Genomic DNA, 24,954 nt, shown 5'->3' on the forward strand with positions numbered 1-24,954 from the left:
AGGCCGGGGCTTGCGGCTGGGACTGAGGCTGGGGCTGACCACTGGGGTCTGACCGGCCTTGCAGGCCGGAGGATGCCGAAGTGCCGCATCAGCGCCGCGCCTGGACAGGAGCCGCCGGCAGGGCCTTGAGCAGCGTCGGGTCTGCCAGGTGGGCGCACGGGTGCGACAGCGTCAGCGACCGACCCTTCGCCGGGAGGAACAGCAGCCTTTCGCCGGGAGGACCGTGAGATCCGCTCCGGTGCTTGCTCAGTCCCTGGATCTGTCGCGTGGTCCGGTGTCGCGTGGTCCGGTGTCGCGCGGTGTGCGGTGCGCGGTCGCCCCGGTGTCGCGGCGGGGCGACAGGTACAGGGCGGCGAGGACGAGGACGACGAACAGGGGCAGGGCCATCGGAGCGAGCTCCTGCCGCCACACCCAGCCGCCCAGCGCGACGAGATAGAGAACTCCCCAGCGCCCCGGCCACGTCAACCGCCCACCCGTGCGCGCCAGCAGCAGCCACAGCGGTACGAGACACAACAACTGCACGACCGGCGGTGCCCACCGCAGCAGCGGCTCGGGCCCGTCGAGCCCCACCCCCTCCGCGAGGACAGCGGCCGTCTTCGAGTACAACGCCCCACCGACCGGACGTGGTTCCCAGCCGAGGGCCACGGGTACGGCGTACAGGGCGAGCAGCGCGGAACCCAGCGCCGCCCCCGGCAGCCACGCGTCGCGCGCGGCACGCAGCGTCACCGAGCCGACGAACACCACGAGCAGCAGGCCCCCCGCGACGAGTGCCGCGAGCGGCAGCGCCCCCAGCATCTGGCGCCCGGTCAGTGCGTCGGACGCGCCACCGAGCCAGGGCAGGTCGCGCAGCGCCGTCCAGAAGACCACGGTGGCCGCACCGAGCAGGCCCCACAGGGCGCCCGCGAGCCACCGCTCCCGGGTCCCGGCCGCCGAGGACCGGTCCATCGCCGGGGACAGAGCCGGCCCGTCCCGCCCCTCGGCCCCCTTGCCCGCGTCGGACTGGTGCGGCCGCGCTATCAGCGCCAGCGTGTCCGCCTGCAGCGCCTCGCGTTCGTACCCGGGACGCCCTATGAACAGGGTGACCGTGTCCTCGTCGGCGCCCTCCCGCTCGTACGCCCCCCGGCGCGCCCAGCTCGTGCCGTATCCCGCGGTGGCGTTCAGCCGCGCCCAGCGGGTGCCGTAGGCCGGGGCGGTGGTGGCCCGGTCGGCGGGCAGGCGGTCGTTGCGGCGCAGCGCGGAGCGCAGGCCGACGACGGAGACGGCGGCGATCAGCGTCATGCTGAGCAGCACCGCCCAGCCGGCGCCCGCGATACCGAGCGGGCTGAACAGCAGGGCCGCACTGCCCAGGACGAGCGTGCACATGGCGCCCTGGAGGGCGGCGAGCACACCGGTGCGGCCCTGCACGCGCAGCACCCCGATGTACAGCTCCACCACGACCCGGGGCAGCGCACCGGCGGCCAGCAGGCGCAGCACGGTGGTGCCGTGCTCGGCGTAGTCCGGGCTGAACGGCAGCAGGATCTGCGGCGCGAACAGCACCAGCACCAGCACCACCGGCACCAGCAGCAGGATCATGCGCCGCAGCGCCCCGCGGACACCCTCGGCGAGCTGACGCGGGTCGTGCGAGGCGTGTGCGGTGAGCGAGGAGGCCATGTTGATGGCCATGAACTCCATCGTGCCGCCGACGGTGTACGCCACGTAGAAGTAGCCGTTCTCGGCGGCGCTGAAGCGGACCGCGACCATCACCGGCAGCAGGTTGATCATCGCCAGGCTGAACAGCGCCCCCAGCGAGTCGCCGGCCAGGAAGCGGCCCATGTCGCGCAGCCGGGGCGGCTCCAGGTCGCGGTCGGCGGCGGCCTGGCGCGGGATGAGCCGCCGGAAGATCAGCCAGCCGAGCGGCAGCGTCGAGAAGGCGATGGCGGCGGCCCAGGACACGAAGATGCCGAGCACCGGCAGCGCGGTGGCGAAGACGACCAGCAGGATCAGCTTGCCGATCGAGAACACCGCGTTGCCGATCGGGACCCACCCCGATCTGCGCAGCCCGGTGAGCACACCGTCCTGGAGCGTGAGCAGCGCCCACGCCACGCACGCGACGACGAACACCGCCCCCGCGAGCGGCGTACCGAGCGGCGCGTACGACGCTCCCCACAGGTCGAGGGTGAGCAGGAAGACGAACGCGGCGATGGCCACGACCACCGAACTCGCCGCGTACGCCCGCCACACCAGCGAGCCCGTCGCCCGTCCCGCACGCGGGACGAAGCGCACGACGGCGCCGATCATCGTCGTCGCCGTGATGCTGGCGAGCAGACGCATCGCGGCGATGGCTGCGGAGCCCTGTCCGACGGCCTCCTCCGCGTAGTAGCGGGCGGCCACGAGCCAGAAACCGAGGCCGAGCACGGCGGAGACGCCGGTGCTGAGCATCAGGAAGTAGGCGTTCTTGAACAGGGAGTCGGAGCCATGGCCGTCGCCGTCCGGCTTCGGCTCGGCCGCGCCCTTTCCGGCGGGGCCGGCCGAGCCGGCGAGCGGTGCGACGGGCTCCTGCACCTGAATCCCCGCCTGTCTGCCGGCCTGCGCCTCGGTCTCTCTCCCTGCCTGTGCCTCGGTCCCTCTCCCGGCCTGCGCCTCGGTGTGTGTCCCGGTCTGCGTCCCCGCCCCTCTCTCAGCCACGCGTCGGCTCCAGCCCTCCCGGCACCTGCGCCGGCCGCACGCCGGACTCCTGAAGCACCTCGACGACCTGCCGCGCCCGCAACGGATCCACGGGCAGCGCATGCCGCGCGAACCAGCGGGCACCGGCGGGATCGGGCGAGGGGTCCGTGAAGTCCGCGCCCGCGTAGTCGTCCAGCGGCGGGTCGTAGAGGTACCCGACGACGATCCCCCGCCGCGCGAGCGCCGCGCTCGCGGCATCCCGGTCGGCGACGAACAGGGGGACGCGGAAGAGGGGTTGGGCGCCGGACGGAGAACCGGACAGAGAACCGGACAGAGCGCTGGGCGGAGAACCGGACAGAGAGCCGGGCGGAGAGCCGGGCGGAGAGCCGGACAGAGAGCCGGACAGAGAGCCGACCGAGAAGCCCGGCCGGGACTCCAGCGGCAGGCCCTGCCCGGCGAGCCCCGCTGCCGGCACGGCACCCTGGCCGGGTCCCGGCCGGGAGGCCGGCGCCGGCTCCCGCCCGGCCTGCCCCACTCCCGGTACGGCACCCTGGCCTGGCGAGGAGCCGAGTCGCGAGCGCTCCCCGTCCGGCACCGCGCCCTCCGGACCGCGTCCGACCGGTCTCGCCCACGGCGTCGACTGCAGCAGCTCCGTGCCCGCCCGGCAGGCGTCCAGCACCTCGTCGAGACGGTCGAGTCTGCGCCCGATACGGCCCAGGCGCAGCCGTCCGGAACGCAGCCGGTAGTCGTGCATGTCGACGCGGACCCAGGAGTCGTGCGCGGTGAGGTCCGGTGCCGCGTCGACCGCCCGCGCCAGCTCCTCCGCCCGCAAGGGCATCCGGATCTCCTCGCGCTCCATCAGCCCGAGCAGCCGCATCGTGGCCCACGCGGCACGCCGCAGCCGCAGTCCCCGCACGGCCGCCTCGGCGTACGGCCGTACCGTGAAGGCGAGTTCGGCCGTGAGCCGCCCGGGCAGCAGCAGGTCCTCGCAGGTCTTCTCCAGGGCCTCGCGCAGGCCCGGGTCGGCACAGGACAGGAAGCCCCCGGCCTTGGCCCCGACATGCTTGGACAGGCTGAACACGGAAGCGTCCCCCCAGGCGCCGACCGGCTGCCCGCCCACCTCGCTGCCGATGGCGTGGGCCCCGTCCTCGAACAGCGGAATCCCCAGCGCGTCGCACTTCTCCCGAAGCCGCGGCGCGTCGTCCGGATTGCCGTAGAGGTTCGTCGTGAGCACCGCCGACAGCGAGCCCCAGACCTCGTCGGGCACGGCGTCGACGTCGATCGACGCGTCCAGCGGGTTCAACGGCGCCTGTACGGGCCGCAGTCCGGCCGCCAGCACCACGAAGAAGATCACGTCGTCGTTGACCGGCGACATCAACACCCGTCCGCCGGGCGGGCACCAGTGGCGCAAGGCCACGAACAGCCCGAACCGGCACGACGGCACGTACACGCATTCCCGGCCGAGTCTGCCGCGCATGGTCTCTTCCAGCCGCTTCGGCCGTGAACCACGCCGCGCCGACCCGAGGCCGGCCTCCCCTTTGGCCATCCGCCCCCCAGGTGTGCCATGGGAACGCCCCCTCCCCGAGGCCTTCCAGCACCCGCCCAGAGTCTCCCTGTTCGCACCGCTCCGTCAAGATTGCGGTCCCGCCTGTGGACGACTTCCCGTACACATGCGACAGCGGAGCGCTGCGAGTCGGCCACCCCATCCGTCACCTCCCGTGTCACTTCCGTGTCGCTGCGGTATCTCTCCTCCGAGGTCAGCCGTAACGTGTGCGGCGGCTCAGCACACAGGCACAGCACCCACGGAGCCCCCGCACATGGCGAGCACTCGGCCATGACGAACGAATGTGCATATATGGCGCATGCACGGCGCACAGGCGGCGCATGCACGGCGAGCACGAAAGCGAGGCAACACCCGATGCCCCCCTTGGCCCCCTTCGACCTCCCCGAGGGTGACCCCTTCGGCCCGCACAACCTGCCGTACGGCGTCTTCTCCCTTCCCGGCTCCGAGCAGCGGACCGTCGGCGTCCGGCTCGGCGACCACGTCCTGGACGCGGGCGGGGCGGCCCGGGCCCTCGGTTCACCGCACGCCGCCCTGCTCACCCGCCCGACCCTCAACCCCCTGCTGGCGGCGGGCCGCACCACCTGGTCGCAGGTACGAAGCTCCCTCACGGAGTGGGTCACGGACCCGTCCCACCACGAGACCCTCGCCCCGCTGCTGCACCCCCTCTCCTCGGTGACCCTGCACCTCCCCTTCGAGGTCGCCGACTACGTCGACTTCTACGCCTCCGAGCACCACGCCCGGAACGCGGGCGCGATCTTCCGCCCGGACGCCACGGACACCCTCCTGCCCAACTGGAAGCATCTGCCCATCGGCTACCACGGCCGCGCCGGCACGGTCGTGGTCTCCGGCACGGACGTGGTCCGCCCGTCGGGCCAGCGCAAGGCGCCCACCGACCCCGCCCCCGTCTTCGGTCCCTCCACGCGACTCGACATCGAGGCCGAGGTCGGCTTCGTCGTCGGGGTGCCCTCGCAGCAGGGCCGCCCGGTCCCGCTGGCCGACTTCCGCGACCACGTCTTCGGCCTGTGCCTCCTCAACGACTGGTCGGCCCGCGACATCCAGGCCTGGGAGTACGTGCCCCTCGGCCCCTTCCTCGCCAAGTCCTTCGCCACGTCGGTCTCGGCGTGGGTCACCCCGCTCGAGGCGCTGGACGCGGCACGTGTCTCACCCCCCGAGCGCACCCACCCGCTGCTGCCCTACCTGGACGACACCAGCACCGACCCCGCCGGCTACGACCTGCGCATCTCCGTCGCCCTCAACGGTCACGTCATCTCCGAACCCCCCTTCTCCACCATGTACTGGACGGCCGCCCAGCAACTCGCCCACATGACCGTCAACGGCGCCTCCCTGCGCACCGGCGACCTGTACGGCTCGGGCACGGTGAGCGGCCCGGCCGAACACCAGCGCGGCTCCCTGCTGGAACTGACCTGGAACGGCCGCGACCCCCTGGAACTCCCCGACGGCAAGCGCACGTACCTGGAGGACGGAGACGTGGTGACCCTGTCCGCCTGGGCGCCGGGGCCGGACGGTCTGCGCGTGGGGCTGGGAGAGGTGAGCGGGCGCGTTCTCGCGGGCTGACTCCGGCGGTTCCCGCCGTCATACTGGCGGCGGGAACGGTCCTCGCGCCGGGCCCGCCGTACGCACGCACCCGGAGCACGACCGCCCGTCCCGGCCGGCCCGTCCGCTCCGACCCGTTCTCCGCCCCCGTCCTCTTCGACCAGGATCCGGAGCCCTCGGCATGACTCTCTGCCTGCTCCTGCTGAGCGTTGTCGCGCTGACCGCCGCCCTGCCGGTCCCGCGTGCGCTGACCCGGGCCGAGTGGCCCGAGCGGGAGCCGGTGGTCGCGCTGTGGGTGTGGCAGTGCCTGGTCGCCACGGTCCTGCTGTGCTGTCTGACCGCCCTGGTGCTGGGCGCCGCCGCCGTCTTCCACACCGTCCGCGCCCAGGTCTTCGCCCCCGCGCCGCCGGCCGTGACCGAGGCGTACGACCTCGCCACGGCCCCTGTGTGGGCGACCGCTCTCACCCTGCTGCTGGCCTGCGGGGCGGCCTGGACCACCGCGATGCTCGCCCGCGAGCTGGTCGAGGCGCGCCGGCGCCGCGGCCAGGCCCGCGCGCACCTGCGGGAACGCGCTCCCGACCTCCCCGCGGGGCTGCCCTCCGCCCGCGGCCCGCTGCTCGTCCTGGAGGACGAGTACCCGGACGCCTGGTGGATGCCCGGCAACCCTCCCCAACTGATCGTCACCACCGGTGCTCTGCACCGCCTCACCTCCCATCAACTCGACGCGGTCCTCACCCATGAACGCGATCACGCCCGCGCCCACCACGACTGGCTCCTGCACCTGTCGACGGCCCTGGCGACCGGCTTCCCGCGCGTCCCGCTGTTCGCCCACTTCTGCGACCAGACCCACCGCCTGGTCGAACTCGCCGCCGACGACACGGCGTCCCGCCGCTGCGGCCACCTGACCACGGCCCTGGCCCTGATCGAGCTGAACCAGCACCGCGGCGTCCTGTCCTGCGCCTCCAGCCGCCGCCTCCTGGGCGAACGCGTGGACCGCCTTCTCCAGCCGCCCCCACGACTGCTCCGCCGGCACCGCGCGCTGACGACGACGGTGGCGGCGCTGGTCCCGCTGCTGCCCCTGCTGATCACCTTCGCCCCGGGGCTGACGGCGCTGAACTGACCGCCACGCCGCCAGCCGCCCTCAGCCGTCGGCCTTGTCTGCCCCGCCCCTGTGTCCGGTCCCCTATATCCAGTCCTCGGGCTCCGGCTCCGCCGCCATCTCGGGCCAGTCGTCCGGATCGTCCGGGCCTTCCGCATCCGAGGCGGCCGCCCGAGCCGAGCCCGGCGCCCCGCCCAGCGAGGCCAGGACGCCGATCACTCCCTCCCCGTACGTCGCCAGCTTCTTCTCACCGACCCCGCTGACACCGCCGAGCTGCCGCACCGACGTGGGCCACACCGTGGCGATCTCCCGCAGCGTGGCGTCGTGGAAGATGACGTACGCCGGGACGCCCTGCTCGCGGGCCTGTTCGGCGCGCCAGGCGCGCAGGGCCTCGAAGGCGGGGAGCAGCTCCTCGGGCAGCTCCGCAGCGGCCGTCTTCGCCTTGCGGTCGCCACGACCGGACGAGGACGACGAGCCCGCCTTGGCGGTCACCGGCTTCTTCGGCTCCTTGCGCAGCGGCACCTCCCGCTCGCGCCGCAGCACCGCCCCGCTGGCCTCCGTCAGCACCAGCGTGCCGTAGTCGCCTTCCACCGCGAGCAGCCCCTGCGCCAGCAACTGCCGTACGACACCGCGCCATTCGCCCTCGGTCAGCTCCTCGCCGATGCCGAACACGGACAGCTGGTCGTGGTCGAACTGGATCACCTTGGCCGTGCGCTTGCCCAGCAGGATGTCGACGATCTGCACCGCGCCGAACTTCTGTCCTCGCTCGCGCTGCAGCCGCACCACCGTCGACAGCACCTTCTGCGCCGCGACCGTGCCGTCCCAGGTCTCCGGTGGGGCGAGGCAGGTGTCGCAGTTGCCGCAGCCCGCCGGACCGGGTTCCTGGCCGAAGTAGGCGAGGAGCTGTCCACGGCGGCACCGGGCTGTCTCGCACAGTGCCAGCATGGAGTCCAGGTGCGCGGCGGCCCGCCTGCGGAACGCCTCGTCGCCCTCCCCCGACTGGATCAGCTTGCGCTGCTGGATGACGTCGTTGAGGCCGTACGCCATCCAGGCCGTCGACGGCAGTCCGTCTCGCCCGGCACGGCCGGTCTCCTGGTAGTAGCCCTCGATCGACTTGGGCAGGTCGAGGTGGGCGACGAACCGCACGTCCGGCTTGTCGATGCCCATGCCGAAGGCGATGGTCGCCACCACGACCAGGCCCTCCTCCCGCAGGAACCGCGCCTGGTGCGTCGCGCGTGTGCCCGCGTCCAGGCCCGCGTGGTACGGCACCGCCTCGATGCCGTTCCGCGAGAGGAACTCGGCCGTCTTCTCCACGGAGTTGCGCGAGAGGCAGTACACGATGCCCGCGTCGCCCGCGTGCTCCTCCCGCAGGAAGCTCAGCAACTGCTTCTTGGGGTCGGCCTTCGGCACGATCCGGTACTGGATGTTGGGCCGGTCGAAGCTCGCCACGAAGTGCCGGGCCGTCGGCATGTGCAGCCGCTGGGTGAGCTCCTGGTGCGTCGCGTGTGTGGCCGTCGCCGTGAGCGCGATGCGCGGGACGTCCGGCCAGCGCTCGCCCAGGAGGGACAGGGCCAGGTAGTCGGGGCGGAAGTCGTGGCCCCACTGGGACACGCAGTGCGCCTCGTCGATCGCGAAGACCGCGATCTTGCCGCGCGAGAGCAGGTCCAGTGTGGAGTCCAGGCGCAGCCGCTCCGGCGCCAGGTAGAGCAGGTCCAGCTCGCCGGCCAGGAACTCGGCCTCGACCACACGCCGCTCGTCGAAGTCCTGCGTGGAGTTCATGAACCCGGCGCGCACGCCCAGCGCCCGCAGCGCGTCCACCTGGTCCTGCATCAGCGCGATCAGCGGGGAGACGACGACGCCCGTACCGGGCCTGACCAGGGCCGGGATCTGGTAGCACAGCGACTTGCCGCCGCCGGTCGGCATGAGGACGACCGCGTCCCCACCGGCCACCACATGCTCGACGACCGCTTCCTGCTCGCCGCGGAAGGTCTCGTATCCGAAGACCCGGTGCAGCGTGGCCAGCGCCTCGCTCTCCGTCCCCGGCATCTCGGTGATCCCTGGCATCTCCCTGATCCCGCCCGTCCCGCGCATCGTCCCGTCCCCCGTACGTCGTCCCTCGACCACTGCCTCCACGATAGGGGCCCGGACTGACACCGCCGGAGTTATCCACAGGCTTCCGTCATTCACTCCGTAATCGATCAGTGGCCTCGGGTGATGAGCGAAGCGGATCAAGCCGCGGGAGGAGAGAGAGCGAGTAGCGAGCCCTCTCCCGACACGCCGACGGCCCGGCACCCAGGAACGGGTGCCGGGCCGGCCTGTGCGTGGTCCGGAGACCTCAGCGCACGAACACGCCCGCCTGGCTCGCCAGGTCCAGGAAGTACTGCGGCGCCACACCGAGCACCACCGTGACCGCGACGCCCACTCCGATCGCGGTCGTCGTCAGCGGCGACGGCACCGCGACGGTCGGCCCCTCCGGTCGCGGCTCGCTGAAGAACATCAGCACGATGACGCGGATGTAGAAGAACGCCGCGATCGCCGACGAGATCACACCGACCACGACCAGCGGTGCCGCCCCGCCCTCCGCCGCCGCCTTGAACACGGCGAACTTGCCGGCGAACCCGGAGGTCAGCGGGATGCCGGCGAAGGCCAGCAGGAACACCGCGAACACGGCCGCCACCAGCGGCGAACGACGGCCCAGCCCCGCCCATTTGGACAGGTGGGTCGCCTCACCGCCGGCGTCCCGAACCAGCGTCACCACCGCGAACGCACCGATCGTCACGAACGAGTACGCGCCCAGGTAGAAGAGGACGGACGAGACACCGTCAGGGGTGGTCGCGATGACACCCGCGAGGATGAATCCGGCGTGCGCGATGGACGAGTACGCCAGCAGCCGCTTGATGTCGGTCTGGGTGATCGCGACGATCGCACCGCCCAGCATGGTGACGATCGCGACGCCCCACATGACCGGCCGCCAGTCCCAGCGCAGGCCGGGCAGGACGACGTACAGGATCCGCAGCAGGGCGCCGAAGGCGGCCACCTTGGTCGCCGCGGCCATGAAGCCGGTGACCGGGGTCGGCGCGCCCTGGTAGACGTCCGGCGTCCACATGTGGAACGGCACCGCGCCCACCTTGAACAGCAGCCCCATGACGATCATCGCGGCGCCGACGAGCAGCAGCGCGTCGTTTCCCATGGTGTCGGCGAGCGCCGGGCTCACGTTCGTGACCGTGCCGTCGACGACCTGCGCGATCGTGGCGTACGACACGGAGCCCGCGTAGCCGTAGAGCAGGGCGATGCCGAACAGGGTGAACGCGGAGGCGAAGGCGCCGAGCAGGAAGTACTTGACCGCGGCCTCCTGCGACATGAGCCGCTTGCGGCGGGCCAGCGCGCACAACAGGTACAGCGGCAGGGAAAAGACTTCCAGGGCGATGAAGAAGGTCAGCAGGTCGTTGGCCGACGGGAAGATCAGCATGCCCGCGACGGCGAACAGCAGCAGCGGGAAGACCTCGGTGGTCGTGAACCCGGCCTTGACCGCGGCCTTTTCGCTGTCGCTGCCGGGTACGGAGGCGGCCTGCGCGGCGAAGGAGTCGACGCGGTTGCCGTGTGCCGCCGGGTCGAGCCGCCGTTCGGCGAAGGTGAACAGGCCGACCAGGGCGGCCAGCAGGATCGTGCCCTGCAGGAACAGAGCCGGCCCGTCGACGGCGATCGCGCCCATCGCTGCGATGCGCGCCTTGGTGGTGCCGTACCCGTCCGCCGCCAGCGCCACGACCGCGGCGAAGGCGGCGGTCAACGCGACGACGGACACGAACAGCTGGGCGTAGTAACGGTGCTTGCGCGGGACGATCGCCTCGACCAGCACCCCGACGACCGCCGCGCCCACGACGATCAGGGTCGGCGACAGTTGCGCGTATTCGATCTTCGGCGCGTCGATCTTCGAGATCGGATCGGCCGCGGTTGTCCACAGGCTGTGGACGACTGCTGTGCTCACTTGGCCGCCTCCACCTCGGGCTGGGGGTCCTTCTTCTGTACGTCGGACAGCGTCTGCTTGACCGCCGGGTCGACGATGTCCGTGACGGGCTTCGGGTAGACGCCCAGGAAGATCAGCAGCACGATCAACGGGGCGACGACCACGAGCTCACGCGCGCGGAGGTCCGGCATCGCGGAGACCTCGGGCTTCACCGGGCCCGTCATGGTCCTCTGGTAGAGGACGAGGGTGTAAAGCGCGGCCAGGACGATGCCGAAGGTGGCGATGATGCCGATCGCCGGGTAGCGCGCGAACGTGCCGACCAGCACCAGGAACTCGCTGACGAAGGGGGCGAGTCCGGGCAGCGACAGCGTCGCCAGGCCGCCGATCAGGAAGGTGCCGGCGAGTACCGGGGCGACCTTCTGCACACCGCCGTAGTCGGCGATGAGCCGCGAGCCGCGCCGCGAGATCAGGAAGCCGGCGACCAGCATCAGCGCGGCTGTCGAGATCCCGTGGTTGACCATGTAGAGCGTCGCGCCCGACTGGCCCTGGCTGGTCATCGCGAAGATGCCCATGATGATGAACCCGAAGTGCGAGATCGACGCGTACGCCACCAGCCGCTTGATGTCCCGCTGCCCGACGGCGAGCAACGCCCCGTAGATGATGCTGATCAGCGCCAGTACGAGGATGGCGGGCGTCGCCCACTTCGACGCCTCCGGGAAGAGCTGGAGGCAGAAGCGGAGCATCGCGAAGGTGCCGACCTTGTCGACGACCGCCGTGATGAGGACGGCGACCGGGGCGGTGGCCTCCCCCATGGCGTTGGGCAGCCAGGTGTGCAGCGGCCACAGGGGCGCCTTCACCGCGAAGGCGAAGAAGAAGCCGAGGAACAGCCAGCGTTCGGTGTTCGTCGCCATGTCGAGCGAGCCGTTGGCCCGCGCTTCGGCGATCTCCGTGAGCGAGAAGTTCCCGGCGACCACGTACAGCCCGATCACCGCGGCCAGCATGATCAGCCCGCCGACCAGGTTGTAGAGCAGGAACTTCACGGCCGCGTACGACCGTTGCGTGGACGCCGTCTCCTCGCCGTGCTCGTGGGCACGGTCCCCGAAGCCACCGATGAGGAAGTACATCGGGATCAGCATGGCTTCGAAGAAGATGTAGAAGAGGAAGACGTCGGTGGCCTCGAAGGAGAGGATCACCATCGCCTCGACGGCCAGGATCAGGGCGAAGAAGCCCTGCGTCGGCCGCCAGCGCTTGCTGCCGGTCTCCAGCGGGTCGGCGTCGTGCCAGCCCGCCAGGATGATGAACGGGATCAGCAGCGCCGTGAGCGCGATGAGCGCCACCGCGATGCCGTCCACGCCCAGCTCGTACCGGACCCCGAAGTCCGCGATCCAGGAGTGGGATTCGGTGAGCTGGTAGCGGGCGCCGTCCGGGTCGAAGCGGACCAGGACGACGATCGCCAGGACGAGCGTGGCGAGGGAGAAGAGCAACGCCAGGGATTTGGCGGCGTTGCGCCGTGCGGCCGGGACGGCGGCCGTGGCGATCGCCCCGATCGCCGGGAGCACCGCCGTCGCTGTCAGCAGAGGAAAGGACATCGGTATCAGACCGCCCTCATCAGCAGGGTCGCGGCGATGAGGACCGCCGCACCGCCGAACATCGAGACCGCGTACGACCGCGCGAAGCCGTTCTGGAGCTTGCGCATGCGCCCGGAGAGACCGCCGACCGAGGCCGCCGTGCCGTTGACGACACCGTCGACCAGGGTGTGGTCGACGTAGACCAGGGACCGCGTGAGGTGCTCGCCGCCGCGGACCAGGACCACGTGGTTGAAGTCGTCCTGGAGCAGGTCGCGCCGGGCGGCCCGGGTGAGCAGCGACCCGCGCGGGACGACGACCGGGACGGGGCGACGACCGTACTGCGCGTAGGCGATGCCCACGCCGATCACCATCACCGCCACCGTGGACAGCGTGACCGTGAGGGCGCTGACCGGCGGGTGCCCGTGCTCGTATCCGGTGACGGGCTCCAGCCAGTGCACGAAGCGCTCGCCGATGCTGAAGAAGCCTCCGGCGAAGACCGACCCGATCGCCAGGACGATCATCGGGATCGTCATGACCTTGGGTGACTCGTGCGGGTGCGGCTCACCCGTCGCGGTAGCGACATGATCAGATGCAGCCTCGCCGTGGTGCTCGGCCGCGGGTTCGGCGCTCGGCGCCTCCGGGGAGCGGGTGGGCTGGTTCCTCCACCGCTCTTCGCCGAAGAAGGTCATCAGCATCACGCGCGTCATGTAGTACGCGGTGATGGCCGCGCCCAGCAGCGCGCAGCCGCCCAGGATCCAGCCCTCGGTGCCGCCCTTGGCGAAGGCCGCCTCGATGATCTTGTCCTTGGAGAAGAAGCCGGACAGACCCGGGAAGCCGATGATGGCGAGGTAGCCGAGGCCGAAGGTGATGAAGGTGATCGGCATGTACTTGCGCAGGCCGCCGTACTTGCGCATGTCGACCTCGTCGTTCATGCCGTGCATGACCGAGCCGGCGCCGAGGAAGAGGCCGGCCTTGAAGAAGCCGTGCGTCACCAGGTGCATGATCGCGAAGGCGTAGCCGATGGGGCCGAGACCCGCGGCCAGCACCATGTAGCCGATCTGCGACATGGTCGAGCCGGCCAGCGCCTTCTTGATGTCGTCCTTCGCGCAACCGACGATCGCACCGAACAGGAGCGTGACGGCACCGACGATGGTGACGACGAGCTGGGCGTCGGGTGCCGCGTCGAAGATCGCTCCGGAGCGGACGATCAGGTAGACGCCCGCGGTCACCATCGTCGCCGCGTGGATGAGGGCGGAGACCGGGGTCGGGCCCTCCATGGCGTCCCCGAGCCAGGACTGCAGCGGGACCTGAGCGGACTTGCCGCAGGCCGCGAGCAGCAGCATCAGGCCGATGGCCGTGAGCTGGCCCTCGGTCGCGTCACCGGCGAGCCCCGCCTGCTCGTGCGTGCCGAGCAGCGGGCCGAAGGCGAAGGTGCCGAAGGTCGTGAACATCAGCATGATGGCGATCGACAGGCCCATGTCGCCGACGCGGTTGACCAGGAAGGCCTTCTTCGCGGCGGTGGCGGCGCTGGGCTTGTGCTGCCAGAAACCGATGAGCAGGTAGGAGGCGAGACCGACGCCCTCCCAGCCGACGTACAGCAGCAGGTAGTTGTCGGCGAGGACGAGCAGCAGCATCGCCGCGAGGAACAGGTTCAGGTAGCCGAAGAAGCGGCGGCGCCGCTCGTCGTGCTCCATGTACCCGACCGAGTAGAGGTGGATCAGCGAGCCGACGCCCGTGATCAGCAGGACGAACGTCATGGACAGCTGGTCGAGCTGGAAGGCGACGTCCGCATGGAAGCCCTCGACGGGGATCCAGCTGAACAGGTGCTGCGTCAGCGTGCGGTCCTCGGCGTCCTTGCCTAGCAGGTCGGCGAAGAGGACGAGGCCGAGCACGAAGGAGACGGCCGCGAGGACCGTGCCGATCCAGTGGCCGACGGCGTCGAGCCGACGGCCGCCGACCAGCAGGACGGCCGCTCCGAGCAGGGGCGCCGCGATCAGCAGCGCAATCAGGTTCTCCACGATTCTTCCGACCCCTTACAGCTTCATCAGGCTGGCGTCGTCGACCGAGGCCGAGTGGCGGGAACGGAACAGCGACACGATGATCGCGAGTCCGACCACGACCTCCGCGGCGGCGACGACCATCGTGAAGAAGGCGATGATCTGGCCGTCGAGATTGCCGTGCATCCGGGAGAAGGCGACGAGCGCGAGGTTGCAGGCGTTGAGCATCAGCTCGATGCACATGAACACGACGATCGCGTTGCGCCGGATCAGCACGCCCGTCGCGCCGATCGTGAACAACAGAGCGGCGAGGTAGAGGTAGTTGACGGGGTTCACTTCGACGCCTCCTCGGTCCGCTTGAAGGTCGGCGGCTCGATCGCGGTCCGCTCCAGGCGCTCCTCCGCGCGCTGTTCCAGCGCCTTGAGGTCGTTGAGCGCCTCGGTGGACACGTCCCGGATCTGGCCACGCTCGCGCAGCGTCTTGCTGACCGTGAGCTCCGACGGGGTGCCGTCGGGCAGCAGGCCCGCGATGTCCACGGCGTTGTGCCGCGCGTACACACCGGGCGCCGGCAGCGGCGGTACGTTCGTGCCCTCGCGGACGCGCTGTTCGGCCAGCTCACGCTGGGTCCTGGCCCGCTCGGTGCGCTCACGGTGGGTGAGCACCATGGCGCCGACGGCGGCCGTGATGAGCAGGGCACCGGTGATCTCGAAGGCGAAGACGTACTTGGTGAAGATCAGGGCCGCGAGGCCCTCCACATTGCCGCCGGCGTTGGCCTCGGCGAGGCCGCTGAACTCCGTCAGGGAGGCGTTGCCGATACCCGCGACCAGGAGGATGCCGAAGCCGAGGCCGCAGACGAGGGCCAGCCAACGCTGGCCCTTGATGGTCTCCTTCAGGGAGTCCGCCGCGGTGACGCCGACGAGCATCACCACGAACAGGAACAGCATCATGATCGCGCCGGTGTAGACGACGATCTGCACGATGCCCAGGAAATAGGCGCCGTTGGCGAGATAGAACACCGCCAGGATGATCATGGTGCCGGCGAGGCAGAGCGCGCTGTGCACGGCCCTCTTCATGAAGACGGTGCACAGGGCGCCGATCACCGCGACGGTGCCGAGGACCCAGAACTGGAAGGCCTCGCCGGTGGACGTCGAGTAAGCGGCGAGCTGCGAGGTGGAGTAAGCGGCGAGCTGCGCGCTCATCGTCCGATCACCTCCTCGGAGGCGGGCTCGCCCTCACCGAAGGTGGAGGCGGCCTCCTGCGGGGCCTCGCCCTTGGAGACGGCGACCTGCCGCTCGGTGCCGGGCGCGGCCTCCGTGACCAGGCCCCGGTAGTAGTCCTGCTCGTCCATGCCGGGGTAGATGGCGTGCGGTGTGTCGACCATGCCCTCCTCGAGGCCGGCCAGCAGCTGCTCCTTGGTGTAGATCAGGTTGGCGCGGCTGGAGTCGGCGAGCTCGAACTCGTTGGTCATCGTCAACGCGCGCGTGGGGCACGCCTCGATGCACAGGCCGCACAGGATGCAGCGGGCGTAGTTGATCTGGTACACGCGGCCGTACCGCTCGCCCGGCGAGTAGCGCTCCTCGTCGGTGTTGTCCGCGCCCTCGACGTAGATGGCGTCGGCGGGGCAGGCCCAGGCGCACAGCTCGCAGCCGACGCACTTCTCCAGGCCGTCCGGATGGCGGTTGAGCTGGTGCCGTCCGTGGAACCGCGGAGCCGTGGTCTTCTTCTGCTCCGGGTACTGCTCGGTCAGCCGCTTCTTGAACATGGCCTTGAAGGTCACGCCGAAGCCGGCCACGGGGTTCTGGAAACCGGGCTTGGTCTCCTTGGACTCCTCAGTCATCGGACGCCTCCTTTCCATCCAGAGATCCGTCACTCTGAGTATCGGGCGCACCACTGACAATCAGCTCCCGGTCCCGGCGCGGACGGCGCCTGGGCACCGGCGGCAGTTCCTGTCCGGGCAGCGGCGGTACGGGGAACCCGCCCGCCATCGGGTCGAAGCCGGGGGGCTCGGCGGGGGCCTCGGCCTGCTTGCCGCGGTCGCGGAACATGTCCACGACGAAGGAGAGCAGCAGCAGAACCAGGACGCCGCCGCCGACGTAGAGGGCGATGTCGGCGAAGTCGTAGTTCTCGTTGCGCAGGGTCCGCACGGTCGCGACGAGCATCAGCCATGTCACCGAGACCGGGATGAGGACCTTCCAGCCGAGCTTCATCAGCTGGTCGTAGCGGACGCGGGGGAGCGTGCCGCGCAGCCAGATGAAGAAGAACAGCAGCAACTGGACCTTGACGGTGAACCAGAGCATCGGCCACCAGCCGTGGTTCGCGCCCTCCCAGAAGCCGCTGATCGGCCAGGGCGCCCGCCAGCCGCCGAGGAAGAGCGTCGCCGACACGGCCGACACCGTCACCATGTTCACGTACTCGGCGAGCATGAACATCGCGAACTTGATCGACGAGTACTCGGTGTTGAAGCCGCCGACCAGGTCGCCCTCGGACTCCGGCATGTCGAAGGGGGCGCGGTTGGTCTCGCCGACCATCGTGACGATGTAGAGGATGAAGGAGACCGGCAGCAGGATGATGTACCAGCGGTCCTGCTGCTGTTCGACGATCGTCGACGTCGACATCGACCCGGAGTAGAGGAACACCGAAGCGAACGCGGCGCCCATCGCGATCTCGTACGAGATCATCTGCGCGCACGAGCGCAGACCGCCCAGCAGCGGATAGGTGGAGCCGGAACTCCAACCCGCCAGGACGATGCCGTAGATGCCGACCGAGGCGACCGCGAGGATGTAGAGCATCGCGATCGGCAGGTCGGTGAGCTGCATCGTGGTGCGCTGGCCGAAGATCGAGATCTCGTTGCCGGCCGGGCCGAAGGGGATCACCGCGATCGCCATGAAGGCCGGGATGGCCGCGACGATCGGTGCGAGGACGTACACCACCTTGTCCGCGCGTTTGACGATGAGGTCTTCCTTCAGCATCAGCTTGATGCCGTCGGCGAGCGACTGGAGCATGCCCCACGGGCCGTGCCGGTTGGGGCCGATGCGCAGCTGCATCCAGGCGACGACCTTGCGCTCCCACACGATGGAGAACAGCACGGTCACCATCAGGAAGGCGAAGCAGAACACCGCCTTGATCAGGACCAGCCACCAGGGGTCGCGGCCGAACATCGAGAGGTCTTCAGCGGCGAGGTACGGGCTCATGCCTCCACCTCCTGGGGGGCTTCGGCGGCGAGCGCCGCCGGGCCGATGCGGACGAGGGAGCCGGGCCGTGCCCCGGTGTCGGAGGCGACGCCCCCGCCGACGGAGTTCAGCGGGAGCCACACCACCCGGTCGGGCATGTCGGTGATCTGCAGCGGGAGTGCGACCGTCCCCGCGGGGCCGGTCACGGCGAGCGCGTCACCGTCCTTGACGCCCGCCTCGGCGGCCGTCGCGGGCGACAAGCGCGCGCGTGCGGCGTGCCGCGTCCCGGCGAGCGCCTCGTCACCCTGCTGGAGGACGCCCTGGTCGAGCAGCAGCCGGTGCCCGGCGAGCACGGCCTCACCGGCGGCGGGTCGCGGCAGGACGCCCGCGCTCTCCAGCGGTGCGGTGGCCCGCGGCCCGTCCCAGGCGCCGAGCCGGTCCAGCTCCGCGCGCGCGGTGCGCAGGTCCGGCAGGCCCAGGTGGACGTCCATGGCGTCGGACAGCATCTGCAGCACGCGCGCGTCGCCCGGCGCCAGGCGACGGGTCATCTGGTCGGGCTTGAGCGCGGCCTCGAAGAAGCGCACCCGGCCCTCCCAGTTGAGGAACGCACCCGCCTTCTCGGCGACCGCGGCGACGGGCAGGACGACGTCGGCGCGTTCGGTGACCTCGCCGGGCCGCAACTCCAGCGACACCACGAAGCCCACCTCGTCGAGCGCCTCACGCGCGCGTGCCGGGTCGGGCAGGTCCGCGACCTCCACACCCGCGACGAGCAGTGCCTGCAGCTCACCGCCGACGGCGGCCTCGATGATCTGCCCGGTGTCCCGGCCGTAGCGGTGCGGAAGGTGGGCGAGCCCCCAGGCGGCCGCGACCTCCTCCCGCGCGCGCGGGTCGGTGGCCGGACGCCCGCCCGGCAGCAGCGACGGCAGCGCACCGGCCTCGATCGCGCCCCGCTCCCCCGCCCGGCGCGGAATCCACACCAGCTCGGCCCTGGTCGCGGTCGCGGCGCGTACGGCGGCGGTGAGACCGCCGGCCACGGCGGCCAGTCGCTCGCCCACGACGATGACCGCGCCCTCGGTGCGCAGCGCCTCGGCGGCCCTGCTGCCCGCCTCGTCCTCCAGGCCGGCCCCGGCGGCCAGCGCGTCCAGCCACTCGGTCTCGGTTCCCGGAGCGGCCGGCAGCAGGGTGCCGCCCGCCTTCTCGAGGCCGCGGGTGGCGTGCGTGGCCAGCGAGAACACCTTCTGGCCGTGCTTGCGCCAGGCCTTGCGCAGCCGCAGGAAGACGCCGGGTGCCTCCTCCTCGGACTCGAACCCGACCAGCAGGACGGCGGGCGCCTTCTCCAGCGAGGTGTACGTGACGCCCGCGCCGTCGAGGTCGCGGCCGTGTCCGGCCACCCTCGCCGCCAGGAAGTCGGCCTCCTCACTGCTGTGCACGCGCGCGCGGAAGTCGATGTCGTTGGTGTCGAGCGCCACGCGCGCGAACTTGCTGTACGCGTACGCGTCCTCGATCGTGAGCCGGCCGCCGGTCAGGACACCGGTCCTGCCGCGCGAGGCGAGCAGCCCCTGCGCCGCGATCTGCAACGCCTCCGGCCAGGAAGCCGGTACGAGGGCGCCCTCGGCGTTCCGGACGAGCGGCGTCTCGAGCCGGTCCCGCTGCTGCGCGTACCGGAACGCGAACCGCCCCTTGTCGCAGATCCACTCCTCGTTGACCTCGGGGTCGTCGGCGGCGAGCCGCCGCATGACCTTGCCGCGCCGGTGGTCGGTGCGGGTGGCGCAGCCGCCGGAGCAGTGCTCGCACACCGAGGGCGAGGAGACCAGGTCGAAGGGCCGGGACCGGAATCGGTACGCCGCCGACGTCAGCGCGCCGACCGGGCAGATCTGGATGGTGTTGCCGGAGAAGTACGACTCGAAGGGGTCGCCCTCACCGGTGCCGACCTGCTGCAGCGCGCCCCGCTCGATCAGCTCGATCATCGGGTCGCCCGCGATCTGGTTGGAGAACCGCGTGCACCGGGCGCACAGCACGCACCGCTCACGGTCGAGCAGCACCTGCGTGGAGATGGGGACGGGCTTCTCGTACGTCCGCTTCCTGCCGTCGAAGCGGGACTCGGCGTTGCCGTGCGACATGGCCTGGTTCTGCAGGGGGCACTCGCCGCCCTTGTCGCAGACCGGGCAGTCCAACGGGTGGTTGATGAGGAGCAGCTCCATCACGCCGTGCTGGGCCTTTTCGGCCACCGGCGAGGTGAGGTGAGTCTTCACCACCATTCCGTCCGTACACGTGATCGTGCAGGACGCCATGGGCTTGCGCTGGCCCTCGACCTCGACGATGCACTGGCGGCAGGCGCCGGCCGGGTCGAGGAGGGGGTGGTCGCAGAAGCGCGGGATCTCGATACCGAGTTCTTCGGCGGCCCGGATGACCAGGGTGCCCTTGGGCACGCTGATCTCCGCGCCGTCGATGGTCAGCGTGACGAGATCCTCCGGCGGGACCGCCGCTTCTCCCCCGCCCGTGGGAGCGCTGGTGGTCACGGTCATGCGTTCACCTCCGTGCGGTCGGCCCAGGCCGTCGACTTGGCCGGGTCGAAGGGGCAGCCGCGGCCCGTGATGTGCTGCTCGTACTCCTCGCGGAAGTACTTGAGCGAGGAGAAGATCGGCGAGGCGGCACCGTCGCCGAGGGCGCAGAAGGACTTGCCGTTGATGTTGTCGGCGATGTCGTTGAGCTTGTCGAGGTCGGACATCGCGCCCTTGCCGGCCTCGATGTCCCGCAGCAACTGCACGAGCCAGTACGTGCCTTCGCGGCACGGGGTGCACTTGCCGCAGGACTCGTGGGCGTAGAACTCGGTCCAGCGGGTGACGGCCCGCACGACGCAGGTCGTCTCGTCGAAGCACTGGAGAGCTTTTGTGCCCAGCATGGAACCCGCGGCACCCACTCCTTCGTAATCAAGAGGGACGTCGAGGTGCTCGTCGGTGAACATCGGTGTCGAGGAGCCGCCCGGCGTCCAGAACTTGAGGCGGTGGCCCGGTCGCATGCCGCCGCTCATCTCGAGGAGCTGACGGAGGGTGATGCCGAGCGGGGCCTCGTACTGGCCGGGGCTGGCGACATGGCCGCTGAGCGAGTAGAGCGTGAAGCCCGGGGACTTCTCGCTGCCCATCGACCTGAACCATTCTTTGCCGTTCTGCAGAATCGCGGGAACTGACGCGATCGACTCGACGTTGTTCACCACAGTCGGGCACGCATAGAGGCCCGCGACAGCAGGGAAGGGGGGACGGAGCCGCGGTTGACCACGGCGGCCTTCGAGCGAGTCCAGCAGCGCGGTCTCCTCACCGCAGATGTACGCGCCCGCGCCCGCGTGCACGGTGAGTTCGAGGTCGAGTCCGCTGCCCAGGATGTTCTCGCCGAGGTAGCCCGCCGCGTAGGCCTCGCGCACGGCCTCGTGCAACCGCCGCAACACGGGGACGACTTCACCACGCAGATAGATGAAGGCATGCGACGACCTGATGGCATAACACGCGATGACAATGCCCTCGATGAGGCTATGCGGGTTCGCGAAGAGGAGCGGGATGTCCTTGCAGGTCCCGGGCTCCGACTCGTCGGCGTTGACAACTAGATAGTGCGGTTTTCCATCACCCTGGGGAATGAACTGCCATTTCATTCCCGTCGGGAATCCCGCGCCGCCGCGCCCGCGCAGACCGGAGTCCTTGACGTACGCGATCACGTCGTCCGGCGACATGGCGAGCGCCTTGCGAAGCCCCTCGTATCCCTCGTGCCTTCGGTACACGTCCAGCGTCCAGGACTTGTCCTCGTCCCAGAAGGCCGACAGCACGGGTGCGAGCAGCTTCTCGGGACTCATGTCTTTCAGCTCGGGTGCCAAGGTCATCACTCCCCCTCCTCGGCGGTAGGCCCTGCCGGGTGGGCTGGGTCGGAGGCCGATGTGTCCTGCGGCGCGTCATGCGAACTGAGGTGCTCGGTCGGCGACGGCTCGTGCACCGCCCTGTCCTGCGGTTCGTCGTGCGGTCCGCCGTCGCGCGGGTGGACCACGCGCGCGGGTGCGGCCTCTCCCCTTGCCAGGCGAAGGCCCACCAGCGACGCCGGTCCCGCGCTGCCGCTCGCCTCGACGGCGCCCTCGCGCTCGTCGGGGAAGCCCGCCAGGATCCGGGCGGTCTCCTTGAAGGTGCACAGCGGCGCCCCGCGCGTGGGCGAGACCGTACGTCCGGTCCGCAGGTCGTCCACCAGGCGCTTCGCGCTCTGCACGGTCTGGTTGTCGAAGAACTCCCAGTTGACCATCACGACCGGCGCGTAGTCGCAGGCCGCGTTGCACTCGATGTGCTCCAGGGTGACCTTGCCGTCGTCGGTGGTCTCGCCGTTGCCGACCCCGAGGTACTCCTGGAGCGCTTCGAAGATGGCGTCGCCGCCCATCACCGCGCACAGGGTGTTGGTGCAGACGCCCACCTGGTAGTCACCGCTCGGCCGGCGCCGGTACATGGTGTAGAAGGTGGCGACGGCGGTGACCTCGGCGGTGGTCAGGTTCAGCATGTCCGCGCAGAACCGCATCCCGGTGCGCGTGACGTGGCCCTCCTCCGACTGCACGAGGTGCAGCAACGGCAGGAGAGCGGACCGGGAGTCGGGGTAGCGGGCGATGAGCTCGCGCGCGTCCCGCTCGAGCCGTGCTCGGACGTCGTCCGGGTAGCCGGGCGCGGGCAGCTCGGGCATGCCCAGGCTGACGCCCCGCTCCGAAGAAGAGGTGGTCACCGGTCGACGCCTCCCATCACGGGGTCGATGGACGCGACGGCGACGATGACGTCGGCGACCTGGCCGCCCTCGCACATCGCCGCCATGGCCTGCAGGTTGGTGAAGGACGGGTCACGGAAGTGGACCCGGTAGGGGCGGGTGCCGCCGTCGGACACGGCGTGCACTCCGAGTTCGCCCTTGGGCGATTCGACGGCCGCGTACGCCTGTCCCGGCGGGACGCGGAAGCCCTCGGTGACCAGCTTGAAGTGGTGGATCAGGGCCTCCATGGAGGTGCCCATGATCTTCTTGATGTGGTCGAGGGAGTTGCCGAGGCCGTCCGGCCCCAGGGCGAGCTGGGCGGGCCAGGCGATCTTCCGGTCGGCGACCATGACCGGGCCGGGCTGCAACCGGTCCAGGCACTGCTCGACGATCATGAGCGACTGGCGCATCTCCTCCAGCCGGACCAGGAAGCGGCCGTAGGCATCACAGGAGTCTGCGGTCGGGACGTCGAAGTCGTACGTCTCGTAGTCGCAGTACGGCTGCGTCTTGCGCAGGTCGTGCGGCAGGCCGGTGGAGCGCAGGATCGGACCGGTGGCGCCGAGGGCCATGCAGCCGGCCAGGTCGAGGTAGCCGATGTCCTGCATGCGGGCCTTGAAAATGGGGTTCCCGGTGGCGAGCTTGTCGTACTCCGGGAGGTTCTTCTTCATCTTCTTCACGAACTCGCGGATCTGGTCCACCGCGCCGGGCGGCAGGTCCTGGGCGAGTCCGCCGGGGCGGATGTACGCGTGGTTCATCCGCAGGCCCGTGATGAGCTCGTAGATGTCGAGAATCATTTCACGATCACGGAATCCGTAGATCATGATCGTGGTGGCGCCGAGTTCCATACCGCCGGTGGCGATGCACACCAGGTGGGAGGACATCCGGTTCAGCTCCATCAGGAGCACCCGGATGATCTTGGCTCGCTCGGTGATCTGGTCCTCGATGCCGAGCAGCTTCTCGACGGCGAGGCAGTAGGCGGTCTCGTTGAAGAAGGACGTCAGGTAGTCCATGCGCGTCACGAACGTGGTGCCCTGCGTCCATGTGCGGAACTCGAGGTTCTTCTCGATGCCGGTGTGGAGGTAGCCGATGCCGCAGCGGGCTTCGGTGACCGTCTCGCCCTCGATCTCCAGGATCAGGCGGAGCACCCCGTGGGTGGAGGGATGCTGGGGGCCCATGTTGACGACGATGCGCTCGTCGTCGGCGCGGGCCGCGGACTGGACGACCTCGTCCCAGTCGCCACCGGTGACCGTGTAGACGGTGCCCTCGGTGGTCTCGCGCGCCGAGGCGGCCGAGGCCGCGGATGCTGACTGCGTGCTCACGAGTACGACCTCCGCTGGTCCGGAGCCGGGATCTGGGCGCCCTTGTACTCGACGGGGATGCCGCCGAGGGGGTAGTCCTTGCGCTGTGGATGGCCCTGCCAGTCGTCCGGCATCATGATCCGCGTCAGGGCCGGGTGACCGTCGAAGACGATCCCGAAGAAGTCGTAGGTCTCGCGCTCGTGCCAGTCGTTGGTCGGATAGACGGAGACCAGGGACGGGATGTGGCGGTCCGTGTCCGGGGTACTGACTTCGAGGCGGATCAGCCGGTTGTGGGTGATCGAGCGCAGGTGGTAGAGGGCGTGCAGCTCGCGGCCCTTGTCGTTCGGGTAGTGGACGCCGCTGACGCCGGTGCACAGTTCGAAGCGCAGGGCAGGGTCGTCGCGCAGGGTGCGGGCGACGCGCAGCAGGTGCTCGCGTTCGATGTGGAAGGTGAGCTCGCCGCGGTCGACGACCGTCTTCTCGATCGCGTTCTCGGGGAGGAGGCCCTGTTCCTCCAGCGCGCCCTCGAGCTCGTCGGCGACCTCGTCGAACCATCCGCCGTAGGGCCGGCTCGCCGGGCCCGGGAGCCGGACCGGGCGGACGAGGCCGCCGTAGCCGGAGGTGTCGCCGCCGTTGTTGGCGCCGAACATGCCGCGCTGGACGCGGATCTCCTCGCCGCCCTGGCCGCGCTGGCCGGGGAGGTTGGAGGCGGCGAGGTCCTTCTCGGGGTTCACCCCGTTCATGGAGCCGTTCACGCCGTTGGTGCCGTTCGCGTCGCTCACCGCAGCAGCCCCTTCATCTCGATCGTGGGCAGGGCCTTGAGCGCCGCTTCCTCCGCCTCGCGGGCCGCCTCCTCGGCGTTCACACCCAGCTTGGAGTTCTGGATCTTGTGGTGGAGCTTGAGGATCGCGTCCATCAGCATCTCCGGGCGCGGCGGGCAGCCGGGGAGGTAGATGTCGACGGGGACGATGTGGTCGACGCCCTGGACGATCGCGTAGTTGTTGAACATGCCGCCCGAGGACGCGCACACGCCCATGGAGATCACCCACTTCGGGTTCGGCATCTGGTCGTAGACCTGCCGCAGCACGGGCGCCATCTTCTGGCTGACCCGGCCCGCGACGATCATCAGGTCCGCCTGGCGGGGCGAACCACGGAAGACCTCCATGCCGAAGCGCGCCAGGTCGTAGCGGCCGGCGCCGGTGGTCATCATCTCGATGGCGCAGCAGGCGAGGCCGAACGTGGCGGGGAAGACGGACGCCTTGCGCACCCAGCCCGCGGCCTGCTCGACGGTGGTCAGCAGGAAACCGCTCGGCAGCTTTTCTTCGAGTCCCATGACTAA

General features: G+C 70.4%; 18 protein-coding genes. 2 read left to right on the top strand and 16 right to left on the bottom strand.

Annotation, left to right across the window (positions count from 1 at the left end):
• Window positions 1-246: 246 nt before the first annotated feature.
• Window positions 247-2,418 carry a lipopolysaccharide biosynthesis protein gene (locus tag IE263_RS31280; protein ID WP_229911286.1) on the bottom strand — a complete coding sequence of 724 codons (2,172 nt, stop codon included), beginning with the start codon at window positions 2,416-2,418 and terminating at the stop codon, window positions 247-249.
• 238 nt (window positions 2,419-2,656) lie between these two features.
• Window positions 2,657-4,189, bottom strand: a complete 1,533-nt coding sequence (locus IE263_RS48905; protein WP_268256077.1) for a DegT/DnrJ/EryC1/StrS family aminotransferase — start codon at window positions 4,187-4,189, stop codon at window positions 2,657-2,659.
• A gap of 381 nt (window positions 4,190-4,570) precedes the next feature.
• Between IE263_RS48905 and fahA the strand changes: the two genes are divergently transcribed.
• Both fahA and IE263_RS31300 read left to right on the top strand, forming a co-directional pair.
• On the top strand, window positions 4,571-5,782 hold the full coding sequence (gene fahA / locus IE263_RS31295) for a fumarylacetoacetase (protein WP_189941363.1): 1,212 nt from the start codon (window positions 4,571-4,573) through the stop codon (window positions 5,780-5,782).
• A gap of 160 nt (window positions 5,783-5,942) precedes the next feature.
• A complete protein-coding gene (locus IE263_RS31300; protein WP_189941206.1) occupies window positions 5,943-6,881 on the top strand; it encodes a M56 family metallopeptidase in 939 nt (312 codons plus the stop codon).
• 63 nt (window positions 6,882-6,944) lie between these two features.
• Here IE263_RS31300 and recQ read toward each other — a convergent pair whose 3' ends face one another.
• The 14 genes from recQ to IE263_RS31370 form a co-directional block, all read right to left on the bottom strand.
• The gene (recQ, locus tag IE263_RS31305; RefSeq protein ID WP_189941364.1) at window positions 6,945-8,951 is read right to left on the bottom strand and encodes a DNA helicase RecQ; all 2,007 of its coding nucleotides are present in this window, start codon (window positions 8,949-8,951) and stop codon (window positions 6,945-6,947) included.
• 244 nt (window positions 8,952-9,195) lie between these two features.
• Window positions 9,196-10,845 carry an NADH-quinone oxidoreductase subunit NuoN gene (nuoN, locus tag IE263_RS31310; RefSeq protein WP_189941207.1) on the bottom strand — a complete coding sequence of 550 codons (1,650 nt, stop codon included), beginning with the start codon at window positions 10,843-10,845 and terminating at the stop codon, window positions 9,196-9,198.
• Window positions 10,842-12,413 (bottom strand): NADH-quinone oxidoreductase subunit M, encoded by a 1,572-nt coding sequence (locus IE263_RS31315; protein WP_189941208.1) that lies wholly within the window; start codon window positions 12,411-12,413, stop codon window positions 10,842-10,844. Before IE263_RS31315 ends, nuoN begins: the two co-directional genes overlap by 4 nt.
• Window positions 12,414-12,418: 5 nt before the next feature.
• Window positions 12,419-14,410: an NADH-quinone oxidoreductase subunit L gene (nuoL, locus tag IE263_RS31320; protein WP_189941209.1), complete on the bottom strand. Its 1,992-nt coding sequence runs from the start codon at window positions 14,408-14,410 to the stop codon at window positions 12,419-12,421.
• 15 nt (window positions 14,411-14,425) lie between these two features.
• The gene (gene nuoK / locus IE263_RS31325; RefSeq protein WP_019756142.1) at window positions 14,426-14,725 is read right to left on the bottom strand and encodes an NADH-quinone oxidoreductase subunit NuoK; all 300 of its coding nucleotides are present in this window, start codon (window positions 14,723-14,725) and stop codon (window positions 14,426-14,428) included.
• On the bottom strand, window positions 14,722-15,588 hold the full coding sequence (locus IE263_RS31330; protein ID WP_189941210.1) for an NADH-quinone oxidoreductase subunit J: 867 nt from the start codon (window positions 15,586-15,588) through the stop codon (window positions 14,722-14,724). The genes nuoK and IE263_RS31330 overlap by 4 nt, the downstream gene beginning before the upstream one ends.
• A complete protein-coding gene (nuoI, locus tag IE263_RS31335) occupies window positions 15,585-16,226 on the bottom strand; it encodes an NADH-quinone oxidoreductase subunit NuoI (RefSeq protein ID WP_189941211.1) in 642 nt (213 codons plus the stop codon). The genes IE263_RS31330 and nuoI overlap by 4 nt, the downstream gene beginning before the upstream one ends.
• Window positions 16,219-17,580, bottom strand: coding sequence for an NADH-quinone oxidoreductase subunit NuoH (gene nuoH / locus IE263_RS31340; protein ID WP_189941212.1), 1,362 nt, complete (start codon window positions 17,578-17,580; stop codon window positions 16,219-16,221). Before nuoH ends, nuoI begins: the two co-directional genes overlap by 8 nt.
• Window positions 17,577-20,084, bottom strand: a complete 2,508-nt coding sequence (locus IE263_RS31345) for an NADH-quinone oxidoreductase subunit G (protein ID WP_189941213.1) — start codon at window positions 20,082-20,084, stop codon at window positions 17,577-17,579. The genes nuoH and IE263_RS31345 overlap by 4 nt, the downstream gene beginning before the upstream one ends.
• Window positions 20,081-21,427: an NADH-quinone oxidoreductase subunit NuoF gene (gene nuoF, locus IE263_RS31350; protein WP_373312131.1), complete on the bottom strand. Its 1,347-nt coding sequence runs from the start codon at window positions 21,425-21,427 to the stop codon at window positions 20,081-20,083. Before nuoF ends, IE263_RS31345 begins: the two co-directional genes overlap by 4 nt.
• Window positions 21,427-22,299: an NADH-quinone oxidoreductase subunit NuoE gene (gene nuoE, locus IE263_RS31355; RefSeq protein WP_189941215.1), complete on the bottom strand. Its 873-nt coding sequence runs from the start codon at window positions 22,297-22,299 to the stop codon at window positions 21,427-21,429. Before nuoE ends, nuoF begins: the two co-directional genes overlap by 1 nt.
• Window positions 22,296-23,636, bottom strand: coding sequence for an NADH-quinone oxidoreductase subunit D (locus IE263_RS31360; protein WP_189941216.1), 1,341 nt, complete (start codon window positions 23,634-23,636; stop codon window positions 22,296-22,298). Before IE263_RS31360 ends, nuoE begins: the two co-directional genes overlap by 4 nt.
• On the bottom strand, window positions 23,633-24,397 hold the full coding sequence (locus IE263_RS31365; protein WP_189941217.1) for an NADH-quinone oxidoreductase subunit C: 765 nt from the start codon (window positions 24,395-24,397) through the stop codon (window positions 23,633-23,635). Before IE263_RS31365 ends, IE263_RS31360 begins: the two co-directional genes overlap by 4 nt.
• Window positions 24,394-24,948, bottom strand: a complete 555-nt coding sequence (locus tag IE263_RS31370) for a NuoB/complex I 20 kDa subunit family protein (RefSeq protein ID WP_055635348.1) — start codon at window positions 24,946-24,948, stop codon at window positions 24,394-24,396. The genes IE263_RS31365 and IE263_RS31370 overlap by 4 nt, the downstream gene beginning before the upstream one ends.
• Between the last annotated feature and the right edge of the window lie 6 nt (window positions 24,949-24,954).

The organism is Streptomyces aurantiogriseus, from assembly GCF_014649375.1.
GTDB classification, from domain to species: domain Bacteria; phylum Actinomycetota; class Actinomycetes; order Streptomycetales; family Streptomycetaceae; genus Streptomyces; species Streptomyces aurantiogriseus.

Excerpts from the sequence above, each read along its gene's own strand:
- recQ (WP_189941364.1), bottom strand. The coding sequence starts at position 8,951 with ATGCGCGGGACGGGCGGGATCAGGGAGATGCCAGGGATCACCGAGATG.
- IE263_RS31280 (WP_229911286.1), bottom strand. The coding sequence starts at position 2,418 with ATGCTCAGCACCGGCGTCTCCGCCGTGCTCGGCCTCGGTTTCTGGCTC.
- nuoH (WP_189941212.1), bottom strand. The coding sequence starts at position 17,580 with ATGAGCCCGTACCTCGCCGCTGAAGACCTCTCGATGTTCGGCCGCGAC.
- IE263_RS31300 (WP_189941206.1), top strand. The coding sequence starts at position 5,943 with ATGACTCTCTGCCTGCTCCTGCTGAGCGTTGTCGCGCTGACCGCCGCC.
- IE263_RS48905 (WP_268256077.1), bottom strand. The coding sequence starts at position 4,189 with ATGGCCAAAGGGGAGGCCGGCCTCGGGTCGGCGCGGCGTGGTTCACGG.
- IE263_RS31330 (WP_189941210.1), bottom strand. The coding sequence starts at position 15,588 with ATGAGCGCGCAGCTCGCCGCTTACTCCACCTCGCAGCTCGCCGCTTAC.
- IE263_RS31315 (WP_189941208.1), bottom strand. The coding sequence starts at position 12,413 with ATGTCCTTTCCTCTGCTGACAGCGACGGCGGTGCTCCCGGCGATCGGG.
- nuoF (WP_373312131.1), bottom strand. The coding sequence starts at position 21,427 with ATGACCTTGGCACCCGAGCTGAAAGACATGAGTCCCGAGAAGCTGCTC.
- nuoI (WP_189941211.1), bottom strand. The coding sequence starts at position 16,226 with ATGACTGAGGAGTCCAAGGAGACCAAGCCCGGTTTCCAGAACCCCGTG.
- IE263_RS31345 (WP_189941213.1), bottom strand. The coding sequence starts at position 20,084 with ATGACCGTGACCACCAGCGCTCCCACGGGCGGGGGAGAAGCGGCGGTC.
- IE263_RS31370 (WP_055635348.1), bottom strand. The coding sequence starts at position 24,948 with ATGGGACTCGAAGAAAAGCTGCCGAGCGGTTTCCTGCTGACCACCGTC.